The organism is Magnetospirillum sp. 15-1 (assembly GCF_900184795.1).
Taxonomy (GTDB): domain Bacteria; phylum Pseudomonadota; class Alphaproteobacteria; order Rhodospirillales; family Magnetospirillaceae; genus Phaeospirillum.
Genome location: NZ_FXXN01000028.1, coordinates 75,722 through 94,053, shown reverse-complemented (window position 1 = coordinate 94,053; position 18,332 = coordinate 75,722). Strand labels below are relative to the sequence as shown.

The 18,332-nt window shown below is 66.3% G+C and carries 10 protein-coding genes; 2 read left to right on the top strand and 8 right to left on the bottom strand.

The window, feature by feature from the left end:
• Window positions 1-173: 173 nt before the first annotated feature.
• Window positions 174-1,025 carry a glycosyltransferase gene (locus CP958_RS21725; RefSeq protein ID WP_141400611.1) on the bottom strand — a complete coding sequence of 284 codons (852 nt, stop codon included), beginning with the start codon at window positions 1,023-1,025 and terminating at the stop codon, window positions 174-176.
• A 149-nt stretch (window positions 1,026-1,174) separates the two neighbouring features.
• On the opposite strand from CP958_RS21725, the gene CP958_RS21720 reads away from it, so the two are divergent.
• Window positions 1,175-4,021 (top strand): EAL domain-containing protein, encoded by a 2,847-nt coding sequence (locus CP958_RS21720; RefSeq protein ID WP_096704301.1) that lies wholly within the window; start codon window positions 1,175-1,177, stop codon window positions 4,019-4,021.
• Window positions 4,022-4,024: 3 nt separating this feature from the next.
• On the opposite strand, the gene CP958_RS21715 is transcribed toward CP958_RS21720, so the two are convergent.
• The 6 genes from CP958_RS21715 to CP958_RS21690 all read right to left on the bottom strand — a co-directional run bounded on the left by CP958_RS21715 (window position 4,025) and on the right by CP958_RS21690 (window position 15,344).
• A complete protein-coding gene (locus CP958_RS21715) occupies window positions 4,025-5,752 on the bottom strand; it encodes a methyl-accepting chemotaxis protein (protein WP_096704300.1) in 1,728 nt (575 codons plus the stop codon).
• Window positions 5,752-8,697, bottom strand: coding sequence for an NADPH-dependent glutamate synthase (gltA, locus tag CP958_RS21710; protein WP_096704299.1), 2,946 nt, complete (start codon window positions 8,695-8,697; stop codon window positions 5,752-5,754). Before gltA ends, CP958_RS21715 begins: the two co-directional genes overlap by 1 nt.
• A gap of 73 nt (window positions 8,698-8,770) precedes the next feature.
• Window positions 8,771-10,078: a DUF1329 domain-containing protein gene (locus CP958_RS21705; RefSeq protein WP_096704298.1), complete on the bottom strand. Its 1,308-nt coding sequence runs from the start codon at window positions 10,076-10,078 to the stop codon at window positions 8,771-8,773.
• A 70-nt stretch (window positions 10,079-10,148) separates the two neighbouring features.
• Window positions 10,149-11,999 (bottom strand): DUF1302 family protein, encoded by a 1,851-nt coding sequence (locus CP958_RS21700; RefSeq protein WP_096704297.1) that lies wholly within the window; start codon window positions 11,997-11,999, stop codon window positions 10,149-10,151.
• A 41-nt stretch (window positions 12,000-12,040) separates the two neighbouring features.
• Complete coding sequence (locus CP958_RS21695; RefSeq protein ID WP_096704296.1) at window positions 12,041-14,389, bottom strand: MMPL family transporter; 2,349 nt, start codon at window positions 14,387-14,389, stop codon at window positions 12,041-12,043.
• A 10-nt stretch (window positions 14,390-14,399) separates the two neighbouring features.
• Window positions 14,400-15,344: a YCF48-related protein gene (locus tag CP958_RS21690; RefSeq protein ID WP_096704295.1), complete on the bottom strand. Its 945-nt coding sequence runs from the start codon at window positions 15,342-15,344 to the stop codon at window positions 14,400-14,402.
• Window positions 15,345-15,788: 444 nt separating this feature from the next.
• Here CP958_RS21690 and CP958_RS21685 point away from each other — a divergent pair, with 444 nt between their 5' ends.
• A complete protein-coding gene (locus CP958_RS21685; RefSeq protein WP_096704294.1) occupies window positions 15,789-16,889 on the top strand; it encodes an NAD(P)-dependent alcohol dehydrogenase in 1,101 nt (366 codons plus the stop codon).
• Between the two features lie 69 nt (window positions 16,890-16,958).
• On the opposite strand, the gene CP958_RS21680 is transcribed toward CP958_RS21685, so the two are convergent.
• Window positions 16,959-18,050 (bottom strand): hypothetical protein, encoded by a 1,092-nt coding sequence (locus CP958_RS21680; protein WP_141400610.1) that lies wholly within the window; start codon window positions 18,048-18,050, stop codon window positions 16,959-16,961.
• Window positions 18,051-18,332 lie beyond the last annotated feature (282 nt).

Sequence of the window (18,332 nt, the reverse complement as noted above, 5' to 3'; positions counted from 1 at the left end):
ATACCGTATGGGACGACAGTCAAGCAGCCTTCCGGCGTTATTCCCTTTGCCCGAGGTGGGTTGATCTTCCTTTTTCTGATTAACCGGTTGAAATGCCTTGTCTCTTTAAAGGGGCATTCCATACTCCAGGTATAGGCGGGTGCCGACGGGTTGGGCGCGATATCGCCAGCCGATCAAGATTCGGCCAGCACCGCCCGCAGCAATTCGACCGTCTTGAGCTTGCGAATTGCTTCATGGCCCTGCTCGGCGATCGCCGCCCGAACGGGCTGCGGCCGTGACAGGTAATCCCGGCAAGTCTCCACCAGCATCGGGTAGTCGGCATAGACCAGGCCGTTTTCGTATGGATCATTGTCCGCCGTTTCCGAGACCACGAAGCAGTGGTTGGCCAGCAGGTGGGACAGCCGGACGGTCTCCAACTGGCACAAATCGTCCCAGGCGTGGATGTTGAGCACGATCTTGGCCGAGGCGAGTATCCGGTCGCGCGGTTCGCCGTAATCGCCGGTCAGGTGCACGACCTTCAGCCCGGCGGCGCTCAATCCGTCGAGGATGCGCTCCCGGCGCGGATGCGGCGAGCCGCAGAACACGATATCCAGTTCAGGGGAGGGAGCCGGACGAAAGGTTTCCAGGCTGGGATGGAATGCCGGCGGCAGGTGGCTGACGTGGGGCAGGCCGCATTCGCGCAAGTACCGGGTGCCGGCCGGTGAATAATCCCATATCCACGACGCGTTGCTCAGCAACTCCCAATATTCCGGCCATTGCCGCGCCAAGCCGTGGATGTCGTGCAATTGTTCGAGCTGGTAGAGAATATAGGGGCTGCCGCGCAGATGCTCCGCCAACCGTCGGTACCGTGACGCGAAAATGGTCGCACCCATCAAGATATTGACCGCCCCGGCCTTGAGCGCGTTGTGGGTGATATCGCAGGGATACCCCAGTTCGGTGATGGCGGAGCGAACCGAGGCGACCAATTCGCCGTACATGGGGTAGTGCCGGTTAATCGACACGTATGTGATGTTGAATTCAGCCATGGCGGACGCCGTGAGGAGCCTTCCCTGCGCCAATACACCTCTGCCGTGGACCCGGTCTCCGGTGCAGGGCATACGTAGGTCGACCTGATGAAGCTAGTTAAAAAGTGATAAGAAAAATTCCAGTTCGATGGGTCCAGAAAATCATAGCGATGTCGGCATTCTTTCAAAACCTTGATCTCAAGACCAAGATCGTTGCCGCCAGTATCGGAATGTTCGTGGCGGCCATCTGGCTGCTGGCTCATGACGTGGTGGAAGAGGTGCGCGACGACGTCAAGGCGGTGGTCGCCGCCGAGCAGACGGCCCTGGTCGAGCACATCACCGACAGCCTCGAGGAAGAGGCCAGGCTGCGCATCAATACCCTGAAGGACGTGGCGTCGCTGATCACCCCGGAGCTGATGGCGGACCCGGAGCGTCTGGGGGCCAGGCTCGGCGAGTTCAAATATATCGAACGCCTGTTCAATTTGGGCGTGTTGGTGATTTCCCCCCAGGGAACCGGCCTCGTCGATTATCCCGTGCTGAAGGGGCGGGTGGGGTCGGATTTCTCCGATCTGGATTATTTCCGGGCCGTCATCGCCGGCGAGGATGTCGCGGTCAGCAGCCCGCGTCTGGGGCGGTTCAGCAAGCGGCCGGTGGTCCTGATCGCCGTTCCCGTCCGTAACCCGGCCAATCAGATCATCGGCGTCCTGGCGGGGGCCAATTCGGTTTCGGACAGCGATTTCTTCACCGAGATCATCCCGCGGCAAAGCCGGCTGGACGGGGAGTTCCACATCGTATCCCCCCGCGATCGGCTTTTCGTCGCCTCCACCCGGAAGGAACGCATCCTCCAATCTCTCCCGGCGGTGGGCGTCAATCGCATGCTCGACCGCTACGCCGAGGGATACCAAGGGTCCGGCATTTCCTTCGATGCCGAGGGCGTCGAAACCCTCAGCTCGTCCAAGCGCATCGAAAGCACGGGCTGGGCGGTCATCTCGACCATGCCGACCTCCACCGCCTTCGCCTCCATCCGACGCCTGGAATTCGAGATCTACAAGGACGCCGCCCTGGCCTCGGCCTTCATCGCCGTGTTGCTGTGGCTGTTCGTCCGGCGCCAGTTGAGGCCGCTTGAACACTCCACCGAGATGCTCAACGCCATGGCCACCGGCACCCGCACCTTAAGCCCCCTGCCGGTGGAGGGCGGACCGGAAATCCGCCAGTTGCAGGACAGCTTCAACAAGTTCCATGAACGCATCAGCGCCCAGAAGCAATCCCTTCGCGACAATGCCGAACAGCTGACGCTGGCGGCGTCGGTGTTCGACGGCACCAGCGAGGCCATCGCCATCACCGATTCGGACGGCAGGATCATCAGCGTCAACAAGCCGTTCTGCCGCCTGACCGGCTACGAGTTGGAGGAGTTGGTCGGCCAGAATCCCAGCATCTTGAAGTCGGGGCGCCATGACACCGCCTTCTACGCCGAGATGTGGCGCTCGCTCACCGCCACCGGCAACTGGTCGGGCGAAGTGTGGAACCGGCGCAAGAACGGCGAGATCTATCCGGAACGCCTGACCATCTCGACCATCTGCGATGCCAAGGGCCGGGTACAGCGCCGCGTCGCCATCGCCTCGGACATCACCGCCCAGAAGAAGGCCGAGGACATCATCTGGCACCAGGCCAACCACGACCTGTTGACCGGCCTGCCCAACCGGCGGCGCTTCCTGGAATTGCTGAGCGATGATCTGGCCCGGGCGGACAGCCTGGACATGGTGGTCGGCGTCCTTCTCATTGATCTCGACCGCTTCAAGGAGGTCAACGACACCCTGGGGCACACCATCGGCGACCAGTTGCTGCTGGAGGCGGTGCGGCGGATCTCCACCTGTCTGGCCGAGGGCGACGTCATGGGCCATCTGGGGGCCGACGAGTTCATCGTCTCGCTGCTGGACGGCCAGGACACCGCCCGGCTCGAGGCGATGGTCGTCGCCATCCGCATGATCATCGCCCAGCCGTTCCGCTCGGGCGTCGATACCATCCACCTTACCGCCAGCATCGGCATCACCGTCTATCCCACCGACGGCCGCGACATCGCGGAACTGTTCCGTAACGTGGATCAGGCGGTGCGCGAGGCCAAGGATAGCGGTCGCGACCGCTCGTGCTGCTTCACCGAATCCATGCGGGAGGCGGGACAGACCCGGCTGCAACTGGCCAACGACCTGCGCGGCGCGCTGGCCGCCGGGCAGTTCGAGGTCTACTACCAGCCCATCGTCCACATGGAGACCCGCGCCATCGTCAAGGCCGAGGCCCTGCTGCGCTGGCGCCACCCCGAGCGCGGCTTCGTCAGCCCCGCCCTGTTCATTCCCATCGCCGAGGAAACCGGCCTGATCAGCGATATCGGCAATTGGGTGTTCCGTCAGGCCGCCGCCGTGGCGCGGCGGCTGTGCGACCGCTGCAGCTACATGCTCGACGACGCCTGCCGCCGGGAATTGCTGGCCAGCCCGTCGTCGCCCTGTCCCTTCCAGATCGCCGTCAACAAATCGCCCCGCCAGTTCTTCTCCGGGTTCAGCCATCTGGAATGGCCGGAACATCTGCGCGACCTCAACATCTCGCCCCGATGCATCTCCATCGAGGTCACCGAGGGCCTGCTGCTCGGCCAGCACGCCGAGGTGACGGAACGGCTGACCAAATTCCGCGAGGCCGGCATGCAGGTGGCCCTCGACGATTTCGGTACCGGCTATTCCGCCATGTCCTATCTCAAGCGCTTCGACATCGACTACATCAAGATCGACCAGTCCTTCGTGCGCGACATGACCACTGATTCCAGCGACCGCGCCATCGCCGAGGCGATCATCGTCATGGCCCACCGGTTGGGCATGAAGGTGGTGGCCGAAGGCATCGAGACCGAGGAGCAATATGCCCTGCTGGCCGCCGCCGGCTGCGATTTCGGCCAGGGCTACCTGTTCGCCCGGCCCATGCCGGCGGTGGAGTTCGAGCCGCTGATCGGTGCTCTCGGACCCGAGGAGGTCTGAGGCTCAGCTCCCGACCCGGACTCTGGCGCCGAATTCGGCGATGGTCCGCCGCAGGGTGTCCGACTGGCTGGACAGCGCATGCGCCGACGACAGCACTCGGTCGGCGATGGCTCCCACATCCTCGGTCTCGCGGGTGACCGCTCCGATATTGGCGGCGACCTCCTGGGTGCCCCTGGCCGCCTGCTCGGCGCTGCCGGCGATCTCTCCGGTGGCGGCCCGCTGCTGCTCCATGGCCCGCGCGATATCGGTGGAGATCTGGTTGATCTCGCCGATAATGGCGACGATGCCCTGGATGGCGTCGACCGCCTGGGAGGTGGCGGCGCGCACCGACACCACCTGCCGGCCGATATCCTCGGTGGCCTGGGCGGTCTGGCTGGCCAGATGCTTGACCTCGCCCGCCACCACGGCAAAGCCCTTGCCGGCCTCACCGGCCCGGGCCGCCTCGATGGTGGCGTTCAAGGCCAGCAGGTTGGTCTGGCCGGCGATGGCGTTGATCATGCCCACCACCTCGTCGATATGGGTGGCGATGTCGGCCAGACCGGTGACGATGTCGCTGGTCCGTGACGCCTGGACCACGGCCTTGTCGGAGATGGCGGCGGCCTGGGCGACCCGGCGCGAGATGTCGTTGACCGAGGCGGTCATCTCCTCGGCGGCCGAGGCCACCGTCTCGACGTTCAGCGACGCCTTGTCGGCCGCGCCGGCGGCGGCGGCGGCCTGGGCCGAGGCGGTCTTCGACATATCCGACATGGTGAGCGAGCTGGATTGCATGGCCTCGGCGGCGCCCGACAGGGCGGAAACCACCTCGGTGATGGTGGCCTCCAGGGAATCGGCCAGCCCTTCCATCATGGCGGTCCGCTCCTGGGCGGCGCGGCGGGCGGCGGCCTCGGCCTCGGCCTCCATGGCGCGGTTCTTCAGGATGTTGCCGCGAAACACCTCCAGGGTCTCGGCGATGGCGCCGATTTCGTCGGAACGGCCGTGACCGTAAACCGCCGCGTCGGTATCGCCGTCGGCCAGGCGGCGCAGGCTGTCCACCGCCCGGTTGAGCGGCTTGGCGATGCCCAGATGCCCGAGCAGGGCGCCCAGCACGAAGCCGCCGATGGTGCCGATCACCGCCACGGCCAGCATCACGGTCAGGGCCTTATTCTTGGCCTCGGCGGCGCTTTCGAAGATGCGGGCGGCCGAGGCTTCGGCGGCGGCGGTATAGGCCAGCACCGACTTCTCGAACCGCCCGGCCACCGTGCTGCTGGTCATGGCGGCCTCGGTGATGATCATCTGGCCCTCGGACACCTCGACGGAGGCGCCGTGCCGGGCCACCTTGGCGATGGTGTCGTCCTGGGAGGCGAGGTAGGCCGACTGGCCGGCTTCGATGGCGCCCAGCAATTCCTGCTGCTCCGGCCCGGTCTGGTTTTTCAGTCCGACCAGCGCTTCCTTGAGCTCCTGCCGCTGGGTTTCGATCCGCTTGCCGGTCTCGCGCAGATTGTCCGGGGTGGGGTCGGAAGCCAGGACGTATTCGCTGCGGTTAAGGGTCAGGGCCAACTGATTCAGCCGGGTGGCGGCCATCACCGTCCGGCTGGTGGTCTCGATGGCCGAAAGGGAATCCGACAGCCGGCCGATGCCGGCGATCCCCGCCATGGCCACCACCAGGGTGACCACCGAGCACAGGGCGGTGACCAGCAGGACCTTGACCGAGATGCGCAGACGGCCCAGGGCCATGAATCCCTGCCCGGCCATCACAGAATTCCCGCCTTGCCCGTCCGCCAGCGGTCCCGTTCGGTCGCCAGCAATTGGGCGTGCTCCTCCTCCTCGGCCTGGAGCTCGCGGTAAAGCAGCGCCTCGGGCGAGCCCTGGGCCGCTTCCGCCTGCTTGGCGAAGAACGAGGCGGCACGAAGCTCGAAGGCGATGGCGGCTGCGAACAGGGTTTCGGGATCGTCCACCGGGCCGTCGATTCCGGCCAGACTTACCGCCTGGGCGAGGCCCATGCCGCCGATGGGCATGTCCACATGATAGCGGCGGGCCAGGGTCCGCATGTGCTCGTCCTCCATGGCCGCCAGCTTGGCGAACAGGGCGGTCACCTCTGGGCCGGCGGCCTGCTCGGCGGCGCGGGCATAGAAGTTCCGGCCGCCCAGTTCGATCTCGAAGGCGGCGCGGATGGCGGCCAGGGCCGCGTCCCCGGTGATGCCGGGGCGTTCCAGGGCATCCAGAGCGCCGCCGCAATGGGGGCAGCGGCCATGGGGGAAGGCGAAGCCCTCGGAGACCTTGGCGCAGGAGCGGCAGCGCCATTGCAGTTCCTGGCCGGCGCAGCAGACATAGCCTTCCTCGCCGTCCTCTACCGGACGGTGGCATTTGGGACAGGCGGCGCCGCCGGCAGTGAAGGCCTCGGCGTCGGCGCCGTCCACCGGCCACATGGCCTTGCCCCTGTCCAGCCAGGTGGCGACCGCCTTGGCGGCGCGGCGCCCGGCTCCCATGGCGAGGATCACCGTGGCTCCGCCGGTCACGATGTCGCCGCCGGCGAACACGCCGGGCAGGTTGGTGCACTGGGTGGCTTCATCCACCACGATGTTGCCCCACTTGTTGAGGCCGAGCCCCGGCGTGGCCTGACCGATGATGGGATTGGCCTTGGTGCCCAGCGCGTAGATGACGGTGTCGCAGTCCAGTTCCACCACCTGGCCGGTGGGAACCGGCTTGCGGCGGCCGCGCTCGTCGGGCTCGCCCAGTTCCATGCGCTCGACCTTCATGCCGCGCACGTTGCCCGCGTCGTCGATCAGGATTTCCACCGGCGAGTGGAGGAAGTGGAACTCGATGCCTTCCTCCTTGGCGTGGCGGATTTCCTCGATGCGGGCCGGGGCCTCGGCCTCGGTGCGACGGTAGACGCAGCGCACCATCGGCGCGCCCAGTCGCTTGGCCACCCTGAGGCAGTCCATGGCGGTGTTGCCCGCCCCGATCACCACCACGCTCTTGCCCAACCCGATGGGCGTGTCGCGGTAGGGGAAGCGGTCGCCGCCCATCAGGTTGACGCGGGTCAGGAACTCGTTGGCGGAATAGACCTGACCGGCGAACTCGCCGGGAATCCCCAGGAAGGCGGGCGCTCCGGCCCCGGCGGCGACGAACACCGCGTCGAACCCCATCTCGCCGGTCAACTGGGCGATGGTGAAGGTCTTGCCGATCACCTTGTTGGTCTCGAAGCGGACGCCGATATCCTTGAGGCGCTGGATTTCGCGGTCGATGATGGGGCGCGGCAGGCGGAAGGCGGGAATGCCGTATTGCAGCACGCCGCCCAGCACGTGCAGGGCCTCGTAGACCACCACTTCGGCGCCGAAGCGCACCAGATCGGCGGCGGCGGCCAGTCCGGCCGGGCCGGAGCCGACGATGGCCACCCGACCCAGGCGGCGGGCGACCTTGGGCGGCTCGGCCCTGGCCGGGCGGGCGAAATCGCCGACGAAGCGTTCCAGGCGGCCGATGGCCACCGGCTCCAGCTTCTTGTTCTTGGCGATGACGCATTGCGCCTCGCACTGGCTTTCCTGGGGGCAGACCCGGCCGCAGATGGACGGGAAGATGCTGGAATCGTAGATGGCGTCCAGCGCCCCTTCCAGGTCGCGGACCAGCATGTGGCGGATGAAGCGGGGAATGTCGATGCCCACCGGACAGCCGGCGATGCAGGTCGGCTTGTGGCACTGGATGCAGCGCTCGGCCTCGCGCAGGGCCTCGGCCATGCCGTAGCCCAGATTGACCTCGTCGAAATCGCGGGCCCGCTGGGCGGCGTCGCGCTCGGGCATGGGCACCTGATGGGGCTCCAGCGCCGAGAGCTTCTTGTAGGTGCGCTTGCCCTCGACCACCAGTTGCTGCTCGAGGCTGCACACATGGGCGAAGTCGGTGTTGGCGGCGGCCTCCTGCGCCTTGAAGCGGCGCTGGCGGGCGTGCAGTTCGGGGAAATCCACCAGATGGCCGTCGAAATCGGGGCCGTCGACGCAGGCGAACTTGACCTCGCCGCCCACCGTGACCCGGCACGACCCGCACATGCCGGTACCGTCCACCATGATGGTGTTGAGCGACACCAGGGTCTTGACCGCGAACGGCCGGGTGGTCTCGACGCAGGCGTTCATCATGGGCAGCGGCCCGATGGCCACCACCAGATCGGGAGGATCGGTGCGGCACAGATCCTCCAGCGCCCCGGTCACCAGCCCCGGCCGCCCGAAGCTGCCGTCGTCGGTGCAGATGATCACCTCGTCGGCCCAGCGGGAAAAGCGGTCCTGCCAGAACACCAGATCCTTGGTCCTGAAGCCCATGATGGCGGTGGTGCGGTTGCCCGCTTCCTTGAAGGCCCGCAACTGGGGGAAGACCGGCGCGACGCCCAGGCCGCCGCCCACCAGCACCACATGCCCGGGCTTGCCGATATGCTGGGACAGGCCCAGCGGACCGACGAAATCGTCGAAGCAATCGCCCTGGCGGTAATCGTCGCGCATCTCGCGCGTGGTCTTGCCCAGGGCCTGGATCACCAGGGTGACGGTGCCCCGCTCGCGGTCGTAATCGGCGACGGTGAGCGGAATGCGCTCGGCTCCTTCATAGAGGCGAAGCATGACGAAATGCCCCGGCTTGGCCGCCCGCGCCACGTCGGGGGCATGGACTTCCCACAGAAAGGTGGAGTCGGAAAAGGCTTCGCGGCGGACGATCGGGTACATGGGGCCTCGTCGGATGGGAAAGGTCGCGGGGCCCTCTTCCGCGGAAGAGGGCCCCGTTGGGAAGGGCGGGCGATCAGTTGCCCGAACGCATGGCGTCCACCGAGAACCGGTTGGCCGGCGACAGGGACGGGTCCACCTGGCCCTTGAACTGGCCGGTGGTGCAGTGCTGGGCCTGGACGTCGACCATGGAGAACATGTCGTCCAAGGCGATGCCGGTGCCCTTGTTGACCGGCAGGTGGGTGTCGGGGTGGGCCTTGCCGATGGTGAAGTTCTTCCACAGCTTGCCGTTGCGGTCATAGGTCAGCGTGCGGGACGCCGCCATGGTCTGGGCGTCGAAGAACATGGTGCGCTTGCCCACCGGATGGTTGGGGTCGACCGGGGTGACGTCCACCTCGTAGGCCTTGCGCAACTGCCAGCTGGTGTTGGGGAAGCAGTTGCCCTTGCCGCCGAAGGCCACGAACTTGTAGCCGGGCTCGGCGTATTCGGAGGCCAGCTCCTGCTCGTTGTGGTTATAGAAGGGCATCAGGATGTTGCGGGTGCCCTTGAAGGTCCACTTCATGTCCGAGGTACGGCCGTTATAGCCCTCGAAATCCTCGATCATGATGTCCGAGCCCAGGAAGGAATCGGTGATCTGGCCGGTGGACAGCTTGCGTACCCGGCGCTGGAAGCCGAGATACAGCCAGGTGGAATCCAGCTTGCTGTCGTCCTCGTAGCGATGGATCAGCAACTGGGTGTCGGCCACGTCCTGGGGTTCCAGCACCTTGACGTAGGTGGCGCGGTACATCTCGGACGGGTTGGGCTCGATGTTGGGCATGGGCGCCTGGCCGGTGCGGTGCATGAAGTTCAGCCAGTGCATGCTCATCTTCAGCACGCGCTCGACCTTGCCGTCGGCCATGGTGCGATAGGTCCAGTAGGTCGGGCTGTTGGCGGCGGAATCACCCCAGTTGATGCCGTATTTGAAGTTCCAGGCGATCTTCTCGCCGGCCCTGGGGTCGGAGGCCTGAGGCTCCTCGGGGAAGGGGCGGCCGGCCACATAGCCCTTGATCTCGCCGACCTTGTCGCCCAGCGAGACCTTGCCCAGGTTCTTCTCGGTGGCTTCCACATAGGACTTGCTGACGTCGAACGAGGCGGTGGGGCCGACCTTGACCTCGTACCAGCCGTTCTTGATGGCGTCGTACATGCCGGGGTCCAGCGCGTCCTTGGCCTGTTCGACGTTGCCCTGGTTGATCACCGCGCCCGGCTTAATCACCGGATGGGTGGGAGAGCCCGCCTTGTAGGGCAGGAAGGATTTATCGACGGTCTCGGATGCCTGGGCGGCGCCGATGCCGGCTCCCAGTCCCAGGCCCACGCCCAGGGCGACGGTCACGATACGGTTCTTCATTGTTTCCTCCGGTTGTCTTGATCGTTTGGGGCCGGCCCGCCCACCCGTGCGGGCGAGCGGGCCGTGCCTCCTAGAAGCGGAACGTTGCGTTGGCGAAGATCTCGGTTTCGTCGTGGGCCATGCCGATGATGCCGGTGCGCAGGTTGCCGAAGGGCTCGGTGCCGAGCCAGGCGCCCTTGGAGGCCTGACCGTCCCACGGCACGCCGGTGGCGGCGTCGGCGTTGTTGCCGAAGGTGTTGCGGTACTCGCCGAACTTGACGTTGGCGCCCAGGCGGAAGCGCCAGGCGGCGGCGGGAATCCACTCGACCGAGGGTTCCAGCACGTTGGCTCCGGCGCGGAAGTCGCGGGCGAAGACCATCTGGGGGCTGACGGTGTCGGCCATGTACCAGCCCTTGACCATCAGGGTGCCGATCCAGTTCATGTCCCAATCGGGCATGCCGACGGTGCCGTTGAAGCGGGTCTTGTGGAGCTCATGCTGCAAGATGTGCTGGCCGAACACCTGGCCGCTGATCAGGAAGGCGCGGCGCTCGTTGAGGAAGGGGATGAAGGTGTTGCGGTCGGCGCCGATGACGTAGCGGACCACGTCGGACTTCTTGTAGAGCTGCTTCTGGGCGGTGTCGGCGAACTCCTCGCCCTGGGTGTAGACGCTCTCGAAGCGGAAGGCGGTGTCGATGGGGTCGACGGTGAAGTCGAGCGAGCCGCCGAAGATGTTCAGGCGGGGAAACTCGATGTCGAAGGCCGGGGCGTAGTCCCAGACGCCGTAATTGCCGTTCAGGCCGTTGCGGCTGACGATACCGCCTCTGAGCGACGGCATCTGCGAGCGCATGGTGAGTGCGTTGACCGAGAAGCCGATGCCCTTGACCTCGCCCTCGACCTTGCCGCCATAGGTCATGTTCGACAGGTTCCACTCGGGCATGTTGGCCTCGCGGATACCGATCTGGTGACGGCCGAAGTTGAGGGCGTTGTTGCCGCCGTTGTAATTGCCGACGGTGCAGCCGTTGTCCCAGCAGTTCTTCAGGGCGCGGAACATGCCGGCGGCGCCGGCGGGATTGTTGGGGCTGCCGGCCTGTCCCAGGTTGTTGGGGCGGAACTTCTCGAACATCCACAGGCCCTGGACGTTCAGATCGTCGAAGGGACCGCGCGCGCCCATGCGGTAATCGGCGCGGACCATGCCCATGGGAATGCGGATGTCCTGCAGTTCGTCATAGATGTTGTTGCGCGAGTAATCGACCGGGTTGACCACGTCGAGCACCCGGAACAGGTCGGTGCGGCCCCACACCAGTTGCTGGCGGCCCACCCGGAGCGCCAGGGTGTTGCTGCCCACCGGCACTTCGGCGTCGACGAAGAGTTCGCGCACCACGTCGGCGCGGGAATTCAGCTCGGGGGCCGCCAGGTCGTTCTTGCTGTAATCCATGTAGTCTTTGATGCAACCGCGGCTGTCCACGTCGCAGGGACGGACCGGGGTGGCGAAGATCAGGCCGTTGTCGGGGCGCCGCCAGCCGTTGACGATGGCCATGCCCTCGTTGGGATTGCCGGCACCCAGCACCATGTCGGCGATGGGCAGGGTATTGCCGCCGCCCCACGACGTCGCCTTCGAGCCGTCGTTGTTGGCGAAACTCACCGAGGAACCGGCGCGGCTGCCGTATTCGCTGGGGTTGAGGTCGTAGACGCCGTCATAGGAGGCGCGCAGCGTGGCGTGGATCTTCATCATGCTGAACGGGCCGCCCACGTTGAGCTTCTTGTCCAGATCGCTCTGGCCCATGCTGCGGGCCTTGGACAGGCCGGTGGTGGGCCGGAAGCGCACCTCCTCGTCCACCTTGTTCTTGACGACCCAGCCATCGCTCTCGTCCGCTTTTGCCGGCAGCGCCAGCACCAGCGGCCAGATCAAGGCCATGGCGGTTATGGTCAAACGACGTCTCATTGGACTCCCTCCCTGTTGTCGCCCCCCTTGGGCGAGTTGGTTCAAGCGGCCTGATCGGCCTCACGGGTGATGAATTTCGGACGGAACGCGGCGATCCAGGCCGGCACGAAGACCATGGCCGAGACGGCGCAGACGACGATCATGAAGATCAGCAGCTTGGCGGCGTCGGCCTGGAACCTGAGATCGGAGACGAACACCCAGGCGACGATGCCGCCCACCAGGGTGGTGACGGTGCAGGTCACCGCCAGCCCGGTGGTGGCGATGGCCCGCCCGATGGCCGCCTGGAAGTCCAGGTGCTCGTGCAGTTCGTCCCTGATGCGGTCGATGATGTAGACCGCGTAGTCGATGCCGATGCCGAGGCCCACCGAGATCAGCGGCACGGTGTTGATGTTGAGCCCGATGCGGTTGACCGACAGGTAGGCGTAGGTCATGGCGGTGGGCACCAGCATGGCGATGAACATCAACAGGCCGGCGTGCCACGAGCGGTAGGTGAAGCCCACCACGGAGCAGATCAGTACGAAGACCATGGGGATGACCTTCAGGTTGTCCGAGAAGATCTCGCGGTTGACCGCCGCCGTGACGCCCAGCACGCCGCCGGCCAGCTCGATGGTCACCCCCTTGGCCAGGGCGGCGACCGCCTTGGCGCCCTCGGCGGCCATGGCGATGGCGCGGTCCACGGTCTCGCCCTTGTGGTCCTTGTAGAACAGGGCAAGGTTGGCCTTGGAATAGTCCGAGGTGATGAAGTCGTTGAGCGTGCCGGGGATCGGGCTGGACGCCATGTAGGCGAACAGCACGCCGCCCACCAGCTGGGCGTCGTGGGGAATCTGCTCCCAGCGCTGGTCGCCGTTGTGGATCAGCTTGTTGACCTGACGCACCAGGGTCGGCACCGACTTGATGCCGCCCAGCTCGGGGTCGAGCAGCATGTGGTTGTTGAAGGCCTCGATGGCCTTCATGGCCTCGGGGTCCTTCAGCCCGCCGGGCTTGTCGGCCTTGGCCACCAGCAGCAATTGCTCCGAGCCGGGGAACAGGGCGTTCACCGCCGCCGAGGACAGGTTGTAGTCGTGGTCGCGATAGAGCAGCGGCGATCCCGGCTCGGACTCGCCGATGGTGATGCCCTTGGCCACCACCAGCGAGCCCAGGACCAGCAATCCGCCGAGCGCGCTCATGGCCATGGCGCTGCGGCGCCCGGCCACCAGATGGCCCAGGCGACCCAGCGCGGCACCCAGCACCGAGTGCTTGCGCACCGTCGCCTTGGGCGTCGGCATGTAGCTGAGCAGCAGCGGCACGGTGACCAGCACGTTCAGCATGCCCGACAGGGCCCACAGCGCGGTGAACACGCCCAGCTCGAAATTGACCCGCACCGAGCCGGTGACCAGCAGGGCGAGGCCGATGGCGTCGCAGGTGATGCCCAGCGTGCCGGGATGGAACATCTCGCGTAGCGTCTGCTCGGCCGCCTTGCGCCCGTCGCCGACCCGGGCCAGCTCCTGGTACCAGCGTTCGACGATCTGGATGCCGTGGCTCATGGAGCGCGCGGCGATCAGGAACGGGATCACCAGCATCAGCGGGTCCAGGTGGTAGCCCAGCACCACGATGTAGCCCAGGCCCCAGACGGTGGAGATGAAGATGCCGACCAGCGGCAGCGCCACCCCGTGGAAGCGCCGGAAATAGGCGACCAGCAGCACCAGCACGATCACCGCCGTGTAGGCGAAGACCTGCAGGCTTTGCGGCAAATAGGAATAGACCCAGCCGATCAGCGCGGGCTGGCCGGTGGTGTGGATGCGGATGCCGCCCTTGTTCTCATGCGCGCGGATGTCCTGCAGCCCCTGGAAGATGCCCAGGTAGTCCAACTGGCCACCGTCGATGAACTGGGCCTTGATCAGCGCCGCCTTGAGATCGGGCGAGACGATCAGCCCGAACACCCGGGGATCGACCAGCACCTTGGCCTTCATGGCCGCCAGTTGCTCGGGCGTCATGGCGCCGAGCGCCGGGTTGTAATAGACCTCCGAGCGCACGCTGCCTTCCTCGGTCAGCGAGATGAAGCGCGCCGTGCGGTGGGTGATGGACGACACCAGGTTGTGGTTGACGCCCGGCAGGTTGTCGATGGCATTGGTCACCCGGTCGATGGCCGCCAGGTTGTCGTTGGTGAAGATGGTGCCGTCCTTGACCTCGACGGCCACGGTCAGCACGTTGGCGCCGCCGAACAGGCCCCTGATCTCGTTGTGGACCTTGATGAAGGGATGCTGCTGGGGCAAAAGCCCCTCGAAATCGGTGTAGATGCGAAGCGCCGGAATCTTGGCCGCGAAGGCCAGGGTCACCAGCAGCACCAGGGTGAGGACGAGTCCGCGTCGCGCGAACAGGCGGTCGGGCAGCGTCTCGATGAAGCTTTTCATGGGGCGGTCCTCAATTGCTCTTGGTGGCGGGGATCGGCATCAAGGTGCCGGTGCCGGCCAGCACCAGCCCGGTCCCGGTGACGGCCAGGCCGCGCAGATCGGCCATGGGAACGCCGGGGATGGGCGTCCAGGCGCCGCCGGCCCGCCGCGCCGCGATGCCGGCTGCACCCGCCACCACCGCCTCGTCGCCGGGCAGGGCGAGGACGCCGTAAAGCGGCGCCTCGACGGGCGCCTTGCCCCGAACCCAGGTCCGGCCGCCATCCTGGGTCTCGATGACGGCGCCGCTCAGGCCCACCACCAGCCCGCGCCGCTCGTTCTGGAAATGCATGCCCTGGGGATAGAAATCCTCGCCCAGCCCGCCGCCCGGCGCCCAGGTGGCGCCGCCGTCGGTGGTGATCAGCACCCGGCCGAACTCGCCGGTCACCACCCCGAAGGCGGGCGTCGGGAACTGGACGTTGAGCAACTGGATGTCCTCGTCCAGGGACTTGGATGTCCAGCTCTTGCCGCTGTCGCCGCTGGTCACCAGCAGGCCGCGCGCTCCCGTCACCCACAGGCGGTTGTCGGGGGCGCAGGCCACGTCCAGATGGGCATCCGACGGCGGCAGGTCGCGGGGCGCCCAGGTGGCGCCGTCGGGCGTGCCCAGCCACAGCCGGCCGCCGAAATCCAGCACCGCGAACGACCCGTCGCCGCAGGTGGCGACCTTGATCAGCGCGCCGCCCTCGGCCAGGTCCCGGCGCTTCCAGGTGGCGCCGTCATCGCCCGAGACGATCACCGCCCCGAACGACCCCACGGCGACCAGCGCCTTGCCGTTGCTTGCCACCGACTGCAGATGGTCGATGCGCCGCACCGCCTTCGCCATCTCGGCCGCCACCCCGCCGTGGCGCTGGTCGTCCTGGCAGCCGCCAAGGCCCAGCACCGCCAGCGCCACGGCCAGCATTCTCAAGCGATAAGACATGTCCTCCCCTTTCTTGACCGGCCCCCATCGATTGGGCGGGGGGCGTGATCACCACCGGAACCGTTGACCGTGGTCGGGTGGTGACCCGAGGGGAGTAGCAACCGCTATGCCAGTGTTGGCGAAATCGCGAAGTCTCTCGATGTTGCGGTGCAATAAATAACAGTATTGGTCGGATACATCCGGATTCTGCGTTCCGGGATCTATTTAAGGAATGTCTCTGGAATCGATATATCTTGTTCCAAATGGCGACACTGTCTTGCATCTGTACACTGCGCGTCGAAACGCTTCCCGCAACCGGTGTGGATCGTTTTCGGTCAGTGTCGCGAAATCAGTCAGTCCCGATGGCCTGCCACGGCGGGTTCCGCCCGGCTGGCGGGGCGGGAGGCGGTGGCATCCAGATTGCAGCGGACCGGGGACAAACAGCTCCAAACGGGAGGACCGTCCATGAAAGTCAATGCCGCCGTTACCCGGGCCAAGCACGCCCCCATGTCCCTGGAAGTTCTCGATCTGGCCGAGCCCCGGGACGGGGAGATCCTGGTCCGCGTGGTCGCCACCGGCGTCTGTCACACCGATATCGCCATGCGCGACCAGACCTATCCGGTGCCCCAGCCCATCGTGCTGGGCCACGAGGGGGCCGGCGTGGTGGAGAAGGTGGGGCGCGGCGTCACCAAGGTCGCGGTGGGCGACCATGTGGTGATGTCCTATAACTCGTGCGGCCATTGCGACAGCTGCAACGAGCACGCTCCCAACTATTGCCACGACTTCTTCGGCCACAATTTCGCCGGCGTGCGTCCCGACGGAACCAGCGCGCTGAGCAAGGGGACCGAGGTCATCCACGGCAACTTCTTCGGCCAGTCGTCCTTCGCCAATTTCGCCCTGTGCCACGAGCGCAACGTGGTCAAGGTCTCCAAGGACGCGCCGCTGGAACTGCTCGGGCCGCTGGCCTGCGGCATCCAGACCGGAGCGGGCGCGGTGATCAATGCGCTGAAGGTCGGTCCGGGGCGCACCATCGCGGTGTTCGGCGCCGGCTCGGTGGGCCTGTCGGCCGTGATGGCGGCCCGCGTGGTGGGCGCCATCACCATCATCGCCGTCGACGTGGTGCCCGAGCGCCTGACTATGGCCAAGACCCTGGGGGCCACCCATACCCTCAATCCCAAGGACGTGGACGTGGTGGCCGAGATCATGAAGATCACCGGTACCGGCGTGGATTTCTCCTTCGAATCCACCGGCATCCCGGCGGTGATCCGCAACGCTATGGAAAGCCTGGCGCCGCGCGGTACCTGCGGCATCGTCGGCGCCGCCTCGCTGGACACGGAGATCACGCTCAACGCCATGCACCTGATGACGGCCGGGCGCTCCATCCGGGGCATCGTCGAGGGCGATTCCACCCCGGACGTGTTCATTCCCCAACTGATCGAACTGCACCGCCAGGGGCGTTTCCCCTTCGACAAGCTGGTCAGCTTCTATCCCTATGAGAAGATCAACCAGGCCGTCGAGGACGCCGAAACCGGCAAGGCCATCAAGCCGATCATCCGCATGGCCTGATCTTCGGATCGCGGACATGAAAAACCCCGGAGCGGGCGACCGCTCCGGGGTTCTCTTTTGCCCCGGCGCCTATTGGGCGGCGTCGGGAGCGGGGCGCGACAGCGGCCAGAAGGCGAAGCCGTCGCCCAGAGCCACGAACACCGGGAAGGTCACCGACAGCATGGCGGTGGCGATCCACAGATCCAGGCCGTAGGTGGGGGCGCCGCCCGGCATGGCGCCGACCAGCATGACGGCGGCGGCGGCATAGACCCGGTACATCACCACGGCCAGCACCACCACCAGGACCAGCAGCAGCAGGCCCTTGACCGGCTGGCGGATGGTCTGGAACGGCGCGGTCTGCATCATGACCAGCATGATGAACTCGCCGAACAGGCCCGACACCGGCACGCGGACCATGTAATCCACCACGTCCATGCCCATCACCTTGATGCCCAGGGTCCAGACGACCCAGGAGGCGGCCAGCACCAGCACGGCGTTGAGCAGGCCAAACAGCGGCTGGCGCCCCAGGGCGGGAATCGCCGCCGCGATGGTGGCCGACGGCCAGAAGTCCAGCAGCACGAACCACATGATCACCGAGACGGTGGTGACGATGAACGCCAGCGCCTTCCAGGCGGGAAAGGCTCCCTTGGGGTCCAGGGCGGCGGCGTAGAAGGGGGCGTCCTTCATGGCGCCGAAATCGAAGCCCAGCCGGAAGGTGATCAGGGCGGTGACATAGGCCAGGACGAAGACTCCGAGGCCGATGACGCCGGGGTGCTTGCTCATGGCGGCCATGGGCCAGCACTGGAACACCGCCACCAGCCAGAAGGCGCAGCACACCGAGACGATGGTGAACATGATGGCGAAGGGCTTGGGCACGCCGAAGCCGCCATCCACCAGGGCCAGGATGGTCGGCGTCATGACAAGGGCGGCCGCCAGCATCAGGCCCAGGATGGCCACGCCCTTCACCGGCTGGGACAGGCGGCCGAGAAAGCCGGGATAAGCGCTCTGCCACACCAGGCCGATGACGATCTGGGCCGGGATGGCGCTCATGATCAGCAACGCCACCCAACTGCCGAAGGTGGCGGGATCGAACTGGGCGCAGATGCCCAGGGACAGGCTGACCGCCACCAGGGCGGTGACGATTCCGAGAACGGGCTGCTTCAGCCCAAGAGAATTCGGCATGGTTTCCCCCATCGAGTTCCGTTGTCGCGTCGAGCGCGTTGCCCCTTGGGTAGCAACCCCCATGCCATCCCCCGGTTCCCGGCGGAGCGGCGGCCAGCGGGGGCGGGTGTCGCGTTTTTGGCTGTCCCGTTTCGGCGCAATGTCTCGTTTCGCGACACTCCTTGCCGCCCGGCAGGCGCGGAGAATGGCGATCCCGGCCCATCGGGAATCTGGCATCACCCTTGCAGTGCCATGCTGCGCAAACCGGCCTCAATGCATGGAGGGTCGGGCAACGGCAAGTTG

Coding starts and splice junctions, on each gene's coding strand:
- CP958_RS21725 (WP_141400611.1), bottom strand. CDS start 1,025: ATGGCTGAATTCAACATCACATACGTGTCGATTAACCGGCACTACCCC.
- CP958_RS21720 (WP_096704301.1), top strand. CDS start 1,175: ATGTCGGCATTCTTTCAAAACCTTGATCTCAAGACCAAGATCGTTGCC.
- CP958_RS21715 (WP_096704300.1), bottom strand. CDS start 5,752: ATGGCCGGGCAGGGATTCATGGCCCTGGGCCGTCTGCGCATCTCGGTC.
- gltA (WP_096704299.1), bottom strand. CDS start 8,697: ATGTACCCGATCGTCCGCCGCGAAGCCTTTTCCGACTCCACCTTTCTG.
- CP958_RS21705 (WP_096704298.1), bottom strand. CDS start 10,078: ATGAAGAACCGTATCGTGACCGTCGCCCTGGGCGTGGGCCTGGGACTG.
- CP958_RS21700 (WP_096704297.1), bottom strand. CDS start 11,999: ATGAGACGTCGTTTGACCATAACCGCCATGGCCTTGATCTGGCCGCTG.
- CP958_RS21695 (WP_096704296.1), bottom strand. CDS start 14,389: ATGAAAAGCTTCATCGAGACGCTGCCCGACCGCCTGTTCGCGCGACGC.
- CP958_RS21690 (WP_096704295.1), bottom strand. CDS start 15,344: ATGTCTTATCGCTTGAGAATGCTGGCCGTGGCGCTGGCGGTGCTGGGC.
- CP958_RS21685 (WP_096704294.1), top strand. CDS start 15,789: ATGAAAGTCAATGCCGCCGTTACCCGGGCCAAGCACGCCCCCATGTCC.
- CP958_RS21680 (WP_141400610.1), bottom strand. CDS start 18,050: ATGCCGAATTCTCTTGGGCTGAAGCAGCCCGTTCTCGGAATCGTCACC.